The organism is Psychrobacter sp. T6-1, assembly GCF_052258445.1.
The window spans coordinates 1-10212 of the sequence record NZ_JBQQFC010000076.1; the positions used below are offsets into that span (position 1 = coordinate 1).

A 10212-nucleotide genomic window follows, 5' to 3' on the forward strand; every position below is an offset into this window, starting at 1 on the left:
CTATCTATAACCCCAGTTGTACTCTTAGATGATATTACCGCAGAGCTAGATGGTAGGGCGCTTGATATTTTATTGTCCACACTAGCAAAGCTTCCGTGTCAGGTCTTTATGACCAGTTTGACCGAAGATGTCATTGCACTCATCAATCGTTATTGGTCATATTCTACAGTGTTTCACATGAAACAAGGCGTTCTTTTGGCTACTAAATGAGATAGTGATCCTATTGCTAGAATATGCCAGTAAACAGTGACTTACGAGCAAAAAAATGCTAAAATAGGGCTTTATTTTTGTCCTATATTCAGCAAATTATCTTAAGGTAAAAAACGAGCGATTCTAAGCCTCTATATCTATTCAAGCAACTGATTATTAAAGGTTTTATATTTATATAAATCTACAAGTAATGAGCGCTGAGATTGTTTTAGTTTTTATCACATCAAGTTCAACTATTTGAGTCCAAGATAACATTATGCTCGCCTCACTACAGACGCGTGCTTATGATAAGCAACTGATTATGGCTAGACTAAGGAATGCACATGAGTGAGTCATTACCTATCGATAACGAGCAACTGATGTCAGCAGAATTACAAACAGATAGCATCGTTGAAACCATTACCCCTGAAGGATTGCCTTCAGATTATAGCTCCAAAGACATCCGCGTATTGCGTGGTCTTGAAGCGGTACGCGTGCGCCCTGGGATGTATATCGGTGATACTGATGATGGCACCGGTCTTCATCATATGGTCTTTGAGGTCGTTGATAACTCAATTGATGAGGCCTTAGCTGGTCACTGTGATCAGATTGATATTATCATTCACGAAGATGAGTCGGTTAGCGTTATGGACAATGGTCGCGGCGTTCCTGTGGATATCCATCCGGAGGAAGGCGTATCAGCGGCGCAAGTCATCATGACAGTACTGCACGCTGGTGGTAAGTTCGATGATAACAGTTATAAAGTCTCAGGCGGCTTGCACGGTGTTGGCGTCTCTGTGGTCAATGCGCTGTCCAAAAAGCTTGAGATGAACATCTGGCGTGAGGGTTTTCATTACCAGCAGACTTATACCGATGGCGTGCCTGATAGCGATATTCAGCAGATGGAGGCGACCGATAGAACAGGGACGCAAATCCGTTTTTATCCAAGTACTGATGTGTTCACAGGTACGATCTTTGAGTACGATATTTTAGCAAAACGTTTGCGTGAGCTATCATTTTTAAACTCAGGCGTACGTATTGTCCTGACAGATGAGCGTATCGATAAACGCCATGAATTTGAGCACAAAGGCGGCTTGTCTGAGTTCGTAAGCTACATCAATGCTGGCAAAGACGGCATCAATGAGATTTTCCATTTTAACAGCGACCAAGATGACGGCATCGGTGTAGAAGTGGCGTTGCAGTGGACCGATACTTATAACGAAAAGGTATTATGCTTTACCAATAATATTCCGCAGCGCGACGGTGGTACGCATCTATCAGGCTTTCGCTCGGCACTGACTCGCGTACTAAATACTTATATGGATCGTGAGAATCTGTTTAAAAAAGAAAAAGTCACGGCGACAGGTGATGATGCGCGTGAAGGCTTGACCGCTATCGTCTCTGTCAAAGTACCCGATCCTAAGTTCTCAAGTCAGACCAAAGACAAGCTGGTATCTAGCGAAGTCAAATCTGCGGTCGAATCGGCGATGCATGATAAGTTTAATGACTTTTTATTAGAGAATCCAAGCGCAGCTAAAGCAATTGCAGGCAAAATTATCGATGCCGCGCGTGCTCGTGACGCCGCTCGTAAAGCCCGTGAGATGACGCGCCGCAAGACCACTTTAGACATTGCAGGTCTGCCAGGTAAATTGGCTGATTGCCAAGAAAAAGACCCTGCGTTATCTGAGCTATACATAGTGGAGGGTGACTCTGCTGGCGGTTCAGCCAAACAAGGTCGTAGCCGCAAAACGCAGGCAATTTTACCGCTAAAAGGTAAAATCCTAAACGTCGAGCGCGCGCGTTTTGATAAAATGCTGTCCTCAGCTGAGGTCGGTACGCTCATTACTGCGCTTGGCTGCGGTATCGGTCCTGATGAGTATAATCCTGACAAAGTCCGCTATCACAAAATCATCATCATGACTGATGCGGACGTTGATGGTTCGCACATTCGTACGCTACTGTTGACTTTCTTTTTCCGCCAAACACCTGAGCTTATTGAGCGCGGCTACATTTATATCGCTCAGCCGCCACTATACAAAGTCAAAAAAGGTCGCCAAGAGCTGTACTTAAAAGACGATGAAGCACTCAAAGCTTATTTATTATCATCAACGATAGATAATACTAAGCTGCATGTAAGTGCGGACGCGCCTGCGATTACTGGTCAAGCGCTTGAGACTTTATTGAACGATTATAACCAGACGCAGCTAATAAAAGCGCGTTTGCAGATTCGTTATCCTGCGTTGCTACTTGATGCATTGACGCACACGCCGAAGCTGAGCACGGATATGACTTATGATAAGGCGTCTATGGAGGAGTGGCGTACATCATTACAGACTCAGCTTGATCACTTTGGTAGTGATTTAAATCCTGAGATCGAACTGGTCAATATTCACGCGCCAAAAACGGATGCAAGCGAGATGGATGCTGCTGCTGCTGATTTATTAGGCATGAAGCCGCAACCTGAGCTATTGGCTGATAACACCGATGCCCAAATACAGACAGCGTCTAATAGCGAGATGCTATCGACCAAAGCGCAGTGGCTACCACGTGTCACCATTTACGTCCATCAATTAGCCCATCATTACTTGCTTGATGCCAGCTTTATCAATTCAGGTGAGTATACTCGGCTGCTGCGTTTATCGAGCGAATGGAATACGCTACTAGATGACAGTGCGTTTATCCGCCGTGAGAATACTGCTGGCACGACCAAAGACATTCCAGTCCGCGACTTTGACTATCTATGGCAGCAGATGATGTTAGACGCGCGCCGTGGCCTTGCGATTCAGCGTTATAAAGGTCTGGGTGAGATGAATGCCGATCAACTCTGGGATACGACGATGGATCCAGAAAATCGCCGTATGCTACGTGTGACTATTGAGGATGCCATTGCTGCAGATCATATGTTTACCTGTCTTATGGGTGATCATGTCGAGCCGCGCCGCGCCTTTATTGAAGAGAATGCGTTGACAGTCTCTAATCTTGATATCTAGTATAGTGTTTACTTTTATTTGTCCCGTCCTAAAATAGGTTGAGGGTTTATAAGGAGTCAGATACTGCAAGTATCTGGCTTTTTTGTTTCATGTGAAACCCATTTAATAGTGAGATATTGTTTTATCATTTTAGGTGATAATTTAAAAATAGCTTAAGGACTATCTATGTTAGATGATCAGCAAAAGGCGTGTCTATCAAAGCTGCCTAAGGCGACTTTGGTTAATTTTGTGGCTGATGTGCAAGGTATGGACAAGCTGCTTGATAAAAAGATTGAGCGTCTATTACTACAATCAGACAAACCTAAACTGATTAAAAAGCTAACTTCTACCTTAAAAGGACTCAGACGCCGCCGAAAATCGTTAAACTTTTGGGAGTATAGCGATTTTGTGACTGAGCTACATTACCTCGTAGATGATGTTATGAGTCTATATCCTGAGCAAGCGCAAGCGTGTTTAGAGCTGCTTGAGCTATTTATTGATTCTACAGAACCTACCTTTGAGCGGATTGATGACTCAAACGGTGATGTCATTGATATTTACCAGAATCTGACCTCGTTATGGCTACAAGTAGCGACTAGATGTTACGAGCAAGAATTGCAGGCTGCTGGCATAGATGAGAAAGATATCGTCCGCCATGCGTGGATGGAAAAAGTAAAGTCTATAGCTTGTGATAATGACTATGGCACTAAAGACCATATTCTGCGAGGCGTAGATCAGCTGTTTACATCAATAGAGATACAAGGCCTGATTGAGGATTACAAATACGATTATCAGACGCTACTTAACGATGCTTTTAATGATTTTTTTGATGGTTCCAAGCCTAGTTTTGATGAGCAAAACAGCGCTAATAGTATCCACAAAAAATATCTTGAGACCGCACTTACAGATCTAGCGTGGGCACTAGGCGATATCGACGTGTTCGAAGAGATGTACTTGTATTTAAATACTCATAGAGTGTTTTCGTTATATGAGTTTAAAATGTTTATCACGTTTATGCTTGAGCAAGACGCTTACCATACTGCTTTGCGTTATTTGACCAAAGACTGGCAAGATAGTCATCATGTCCCAGAGACAGAGTGTCTACACTGGCTCAATAGAGTTTATGCGCAGCAAAATAATGTTGCACTACAACTAGACGTATTAAATACAGCATTTGAGCTTGAGCCAACGCCTGCACTTTTTGAGCAGATTATGGCGATTGCTACACCAGCCCAGCAAGCCGACTTACGCAAAAAAACCTACGAGCTGGCTGATCAACAAGATGATGTCATCATTGCGATAGGATTATGGCTTGAAGTTAAAGAGACGACGCGCGCCAATCAGGTCGCTATCGCGCGCCAAGATGAGTTTGACGATATGCACTATACGACTTTGACTCGGTGGCTTAAACAACTTCCTGATGAGACTCATCTTATTCGAGTGGTCATCTACCGCAGCCTACTCAATGATATCTTGGAGAATGATCGCAGTATGGCGTATGGACATGCAGCTCGCTACTACAAGCACTTAGTCAAGTTAGATGCTTTTATTAATAGATCTGATGCTGGCTATATGGGTCTTGACCATCATAAGAATTATGTGGATTCTATTCAGAAAAAACACGGTAAAAAGTACAGCTTTTGGGATAGGGTTGAGTCGTAACTACCTTAAAACCAGTCATTGTCAATACCTTAAGACGTTCCACGTGAAACAAGAATGAGTAAGTTATAAATGATAGAAGTCATACTACTAGCAATCGCTTTGGCAATGGACGCTTTTGCCGTTGCTATAGGGCTTGGCGCGCAGTCACAACATAAAAACCGCTTATATTTACGACGTTTAGCTATCTATATCGCGTTATATTTTGGCATTGCACAGGGCGTGATGCCTCTGATCGGTTATTTATTGGGCGTAGCGGTGATAGGGTGGTTTGCTGCTGTTGCACCTTGGATAGGCGGTTTTATCCTTATTGGTATTGGTGCAAAGATGCTTTATGAGGTCGTACGCAATGAGCAAAGTGAAGCGGGAGATAATGGAGCTCATACTGATAAAAACCTTTGTGTACAGGACACTATTGCTCAGCGCACGTTATTGACCCTTGCTATTGCAACCAGTATCGACGCTATGGTCGCAGGTTTTACACTTAACGTATTAGCCTTAAATGCTTGGTTAGCCTGTTTCATTATCGGCATAACTACAGCAATCTTTAGCTTCTTTGGCGTGTATCTAGGCCGAAAATCAGGAACTTGGCTTGAGGATAGAGCAGAAATGGTGGGCGGTGTGGTACTTATTGGTATAGGACTTAAGATACTGTTCTTTACCTAAAAAACATTTCTAAACGCTATTAAAAAAGACCACTCAAAAATGAAGTGGTCTTTTTGGTTTCACGTGAAACTATATAGCATTCTTTGTAAAACGTATTGTTCCATGTGAAACCTATAAAAATATGTGCCTATGAATAGATTAACTCTCTTGTGCTTCATCCATGGTAAAACGCCATGCTAGCACTCGCGTGCTCTTTTGACCTTGACTCATCTCGATAATGCGCATCTGCGCCACATCAAGTTGTTTTAATAATAGCTGCAAAGGTTTTACGTTTTCAGACTTCGATACTAAGCTTGTGAACCAACCAACATGCTCAGCAAAGTCCTTGCTCTCTTTAATCATCTTGGTTAAAAAAGCAATCTCGCCGCCCTCAGACCACAGCTCTTTATGTTGACCGCCAAAGTTTAGGTTGTGCGCGGCATTACCCGATTTTGTTGAGCTGCGACTTATTTGCGCGTTTTCATTCTTGCCGCGATGTCTTTGCAAATTATGCTGTTTACGGCTATTAGCCTGCATCGCTTCTTCTAATGAGGCATGAAACGGTGGGTTACACACCACGACGTCGAAGTAATCTTGGCGACCGATGATGTTTTTAAAGATGTATTTCGGTTCAGGTTGCAGCTTGACTTTGATCGCGCCCTTAAGCTTCGGATTGGCTTGGCTGATAACCGTCGCGGTATTAACAGAAACCGTATCAATATCACTTGCGGTAAAGCGCCATCCATAGCTTTGAGCGCCGATAATAGGGTAGATGGCACTGGCACCGGTGCCAATATCGAGCGCATGAATATCTTTGCCCATCGGCGGGCTATTATCGCTACTCACATGGGTCGTTTGCGCGAGCAAGTCGGCGATGTAGTGAATATAATCAGCGCGCCCTGGAATAGGCGGGCACAAATAACCCTCAGGTATGTCCCAAAATTTGACACCATAATAATGCGCGAGCAGTGCTTGATTGAGCACACGTACGGCCTTGGCATCAGAGAAATTAATCGTCGACTCACCTTTTGGATTGGTAATGGTGTAATCGCTAAGCTCAGGTAATGCACGCGTCAATACTGCAAAGTCATAGCGACCTTGATGTGGGTTACGCGGATGTAATTGCCCCAGCTTTTTCGCGGTTGCTGGGGATCTGTTTCTATGTTTTGGACTGCTGTTTCTAGAAGAGAAATTGGTCATAATAGTAGGCTATAAGGTGTGAATATAACCGAGTATTTTAACAGATTATCATCGTTAACAGCCATCTTATCGGCTACGCAAAATCAGGTTTAGTCCTAATATGATCATTGCTGTACCTAAAATACGCTCTATCCAGTGCTCAAAGCGCTGAAAACGGCGCAAAATTGCTGGAATAGAGAGCAGCATGACCACGGTGCTAAACCATGCCATCTGTAACACCATCATCCACACGCCATAAATGGCCAGTTGCCAAAGCGGGATACCGGGCGATAATACTAGGGTAAATATGGCGACGAAATACACAGGCGCTTTTGGATTAAAGACATTACAAAAAAATCCACGACGCAAAATAGCAAAAGTAGAATCGCTGTTGCTCACGCCAGATTTTGTCGGTTTAACACTTTGACTGTCTAAAATAGTTTGAGTATTGGGCGCTGCTATGTCCGAGACCGACTTAGGTTTAGCTTGAATGGGTTTAGCTTGAATGCCTTGCCAGCCTAAATAAATCAGATAAGCGCCGCCCAACCATTTAATAGCGGTGAGTAGAGGCTGCGAGTGAGCGATTACCGTTGCCAGTCCCAATACCGAATAGATAATGTGGACGGCGAGACCTAAGGTAATACCGAGACTACAAATCAGACCCGTGCGTCGCCCCTTTGCCAAAGTCTGCTGTGAAACTAATACAAAATCAGGACCTGGGGAGGCGGCAGCAAGCAAGTGCACGCTAGTGATCAGCAAAAAACCGTGCAAAATTCCATAACGCGCTCTAATAAGGGTTACAAGTTGCATAATAGTGGCAGCTATCATAAATCAGGTCAACTTATATTGATAATGGCTTTGCTGCTTGTGTTATAGAGTGGGGGTGGCTATATTGAAAGCACGTTGATTAAAGCGATACCAACAAAAAAGGATAAAACTATGACTACGCAAAGTAACGATACGGACAACCGCATTACCTTTGAGACTGATGGTTACATCTGCCTGATTGGACTTAATCGCGCCGACAAGCGCAATGCCTTTGACAGCCATATGATTAAGCAGCTCTCTGAAGCACTTACTAAATATGAGAGTGATGATAATCTACGCTGTGCGCTCATTTTCGCTCATGGTGAGCACTTTACCGCAGGTCTTGATCTCATGGAGCTACAGAATAAATGGGACAAAGGCGCGTTTGAATTTGATGAGACGCAAATTGACCCGTGGGGCATCGGTGGTAAATTACGCAGCAAACCCGTGGTCGTCGCGATACAAGGCACTTGCTTTACCGCGGGTATTGAGCTGATGCTAAATAGTGATGTGGTTATCGCCAGTAGCAACTGCAACTTTGCACAAATGGAAGTCCAGCGCGGTATCATGCCATTTGGCGGGGCGACGGTACGATTTGTGGCGGCAGCGGGTTGGCAAAAAGCAATGCCATATCTATTAACTGGCAAGAACTTTGATGCACAAACCGCAGACAGACTCAATTTGGTCAGCGAAGTGGTGCCGAATGGTGAAGAGTATGAGCGCGCACTAACGATAGCACAAGAGATCTGCACCGCCGCCCCGCTTGGCGTACAAGGGCTACTGTCCTCAGCACAAGATGCCAGTCGTAATGGCGCAGCTAGCGCTCTAGCTAATATTCATGGCTATCTACCGCACTTGTTTCATTCAGAAGATGCAAAGGAAGGTGCGATGGCGATGGTAGAGCGCCGCGCGGCTGAATTTAAAGGGCGCTAGAGCTTTGACTTATATTTATTCTAAAATTGCTTTATGACATCAAGGGCAATGATTACCATGTTAGACATTATTAATATCACTGCCCCTATTTTTATCGTCATCGTCTCGACAATCGGCTCGTTCTTTAGCATGAGCGCGGTACTGATCTACTGGAAAATGAGCGTTGGGTTTTAAAATATAGAGTTTGATGGTAATCACTTAATGCAGGAAAGCTGAATTCAATAAGTGACTGCTAAACAGAAATAAGCACTTATTAAACGCCTTTAATCAACGTAAAGCCCCGCAATTGCAGGGCTTTTTTTATCGGGTTAAATGATATTAACTTTGTCTACCAAGCAAAAGTCACGCCGCCACGTGCGCCCACTTTACCTGTATCAAGCCCGACGCCGGCACCAGCTGAGATGGTCATACTATCACTGACGCGCCCAGCAAAAGAGGTGCTTAGCGCTGAGCCATTATTATAATAACCGGTACCAAAGGTCATAGCATAGCGTTTACCTGAGGGGATGACTGGGGTCTCAAGTGCCAGGGCCATAGCGATGCCGTCTTCGGCTTCATCCAAGCGGTCTTCATGACGATTGTACTCGCTACGCAGATCACTAATCTGTCTTGAGTTATTAGCAGATGCTACTCCTAGATTAGCCACTTGCGTATTGGTATTGGCAAGCTGGGAGTTGGTATTAGCCAGCTGATTGGCGGTAGCCAGTGAATCTACAGTGACGCTTGCGCCCAAGGTACCGTTACCGTCGGTAGTAACAATGTTAGTTGACCCTGACTGTGAAGCGGTACTGGCTTGAATTTGACCTGCGCCACCAAGAGCAATCTGGTTATCGTTTGCGGCAGATGCTTGATTACCGATAGCGATACTGTTTAAACCACCTGCTGCTGCCGCTTCACCGACTGCGGTAGAGCGTACGCCAGTTGCCGATGCCAAGTGACCAAAAGCTTGTGCGCGTTCAGCGCTGGCAGTCGACTGCCAACCGACTGCGGTTGCGCCTGCTTGCGTCGCTTGCGCTTGCGCGCCAATAGCGGTTGAGGACGTACCAGAAGCCATCGTTTGACGAACCCCGCTTCTATCTCCACCGATTGCTACGCCATCGAGACCTGAGGCGACTGAGTTGTTACCGATAGCGACCGCATTGTCTGAGCTAGCAGCGGCGGCCTCACCAACAGCAGTAGAGCGTAGACCGCTCGCATTGGCGAGATGACCAAAGGCCTGCGCGCGCTCAGCAGTGGCTTTTGATTGCCAACCGATAGAGGTTGAACCTAGACCTGCTGCATTGGCCTGACCACCGACTGCTGTCGCTGAATTATTACCAGCGTTCGCGGTATTGCCGATGGCGACGGTGTCGTTATCGCCGCCAGCGGTAGCCGCTTCGCCTACTGCTAGCGATCTTACCCCATTTGCTTGAGCCAAATGACCAAAAGCTTGTGCGCGTTCGGCATTAGCCCCTGACTGCCAACCGATGGCGGTTGCGCCAGCACCCGTAGCAACTGATTCGCCGCCTATAGCAGTTGTAGAGTTACCTTGAGCACTAGCAGCAGCACCAATAGCAACAGCGTCATTGCCATTGGCATTTGATCCAACACCGTCTTCGTCCAAATCTCCATCGTTGTTTGCGTCATTGTTGCCACCAATAGCGATAGCACCATTGCCTGTAGCCATTGCATCTTCACCAACGGCGACTGATTGCACACCAATTGCGGAAGTCTGATGCCCAAGCGCTGTTGAACGATTGCCTTGAGTAACCGCTTGCCAACCAATAGCAGTAGCGCCAGGACCACTAGCAGATGACTCACCGCCGACTGCAGTGGTTGAGTTACCGTTAGC

The 10212-nt window shown here is 45.5% G+C and carries 7 protein-coding genes and 1 pseudogene; 5 read left to right on the forward strand and 3 right to left on the reverse strand.

What is annotated here, in order from left to right:
• From ACTXGO_RS06185 to ACTXGO_RS06200, 4 genes and pseudogenes are all read left to right on the forward strand, one after another.
• Positions 1–210: pseudogene (locus ACTXGO_RS06185) on the forward strand (DNA replication/repair protein RecF); the annotation flags it as partial.
• Between the two features lie 359 nt (positions 211–569).
• Positions 570–3179 carry a DNA topoisomerase (ATP-hydrolyzing) subunit B gene (gyrB, locus tag ACTXGO_RS06190; protein ID WP_435951082.1) on the forward strand — a complete coding sequence of 870 codons (2610 nt, stop codon included), beginning with the start codon at positions 570–572 and terminating at the stop codon, positions 3177–3179.
• A gap of 165 nt (positions 3180–3344) precedes the next feature.
• Positions 3345–4820, forward strand: coding sequence for a DUF6880 family protein (locus ACTXGO_RS06195; RefSeq protein ID WP_435949939.1), 1476 nt, complete (start codon positions 3345–3347; stop codon positions 4818–4820).
• Positions 4821–4889: 69 nt separating this feature from the next.
• Positions 4890–5483 carry a manganese efflux pump MntP gene (locus ACTXGO_RS06200; RefSeq protein ID WP_435949940.1) on the forward strand — a complete coding sequence of 198 codons (594 nt, stop codon included), beginning with the start codon at positions 4890–4892 and terminating at the stop codon, positions 5481–5483.
• A 138-nt stretch (positions 5484–5621) separates the two neighbouring features.
• Here ACTXGO_RS06200 and rlmF read toward each other — a convergent pair whose 3' ends face one another.
• Both rlmF and ACTXGO_RS06210 read right to left on the reverse strand, forming a co-directional pair.
• Positions 5622–6662, reverse strand: coding sequence for a 23S rRNA (adenine(1618)-N(6))-methyltransferase RlmF (gene rlmF, locus ACTXGO_RS06205; RefSeq protein ID WP_435949941.1), 1041 nt, complete (start codon positions 6660–6662; stop codon positions 5622–5624).
• Between the two features lie 66 nt (positions 6663–6728).
• Positions 6729–7451, reverse strand: a complete 723-nt coding sequence (locus tag ACTXGO_RS06210) for a LysE family translocator (protein WP_435949942.1) — start codon at positions 7449–7451, stop codon at positions 6729–6731.
• Positions 7452–7580: 129 nt separating this feature from the next.
• On the opposite strand from ACTXGO_RS06210, the gene ACTXGO_RS06215 reads away from it, so the two are divergent.
• Positions 7581–8381, forward strand: a complete 801-nt coding sequence (locus ACTXGO_RS06215; protein ID WP_443573727.1) for a crotonase/enoyl-CoA hydratase family protein — start codon at positions 7581–7583, stop codon at positions 8379–8381.
• 328 nt (positions 8382–8709) lie between these two features.
• Here ACTXGO_RS06215 and ACTXGO_RS06220 read toward each other — a convergent pair.
• Positions 8710–10212: hypothetical protein (locus ACTXGO_RS06220; protein WP_443573729.1), on the reverse strand; the 1503-nt coding region annotated here is incomplete at its 5' end.

Coding starts and splice junctions, on each gene's coding strand:
- gyrB (WP_435951082.1), top strand. CDS start 570: ATGTCAGCAGAATTACAAACAGATAGCATCGTTGAAACCATTACCCCT.
- ACTXGO_RS06195 (WP_435949939.1), top strand. CDS start 3,345: ATGTTAGATGATCAGCAAAAGGCGTGTCTATCAAAGCTGCCTAAGGCG.
- ACTXGO_RS06200 (WP_435949940.1), top strand. CDS start 4,890: ATGATAGAAGTCATACTACTAGCAATCGCTTTGGCAATGGACGCTTTT.
- rlmF (WP_435949941.1), bottom strand. CDS start 6,662: ATGACCAATTTCTCTTCTAGAAACAGCAGTCCAAAACATAGAAACAGA.
- ACTXGO_RS06210 (WP_435949942.1), bottom strand. CDS start 7,451: ATGCAACTTGTAACCCTTATTAGAGCGCGTTATGGAATTTTGCACGGT.
- ACTXGO_RS06215 (WP_443573727.1), top strand. CDS start 7,581: ATGACTACGCAAAGTAACGATACGGACAACCGCATTACCTTTGAGACT.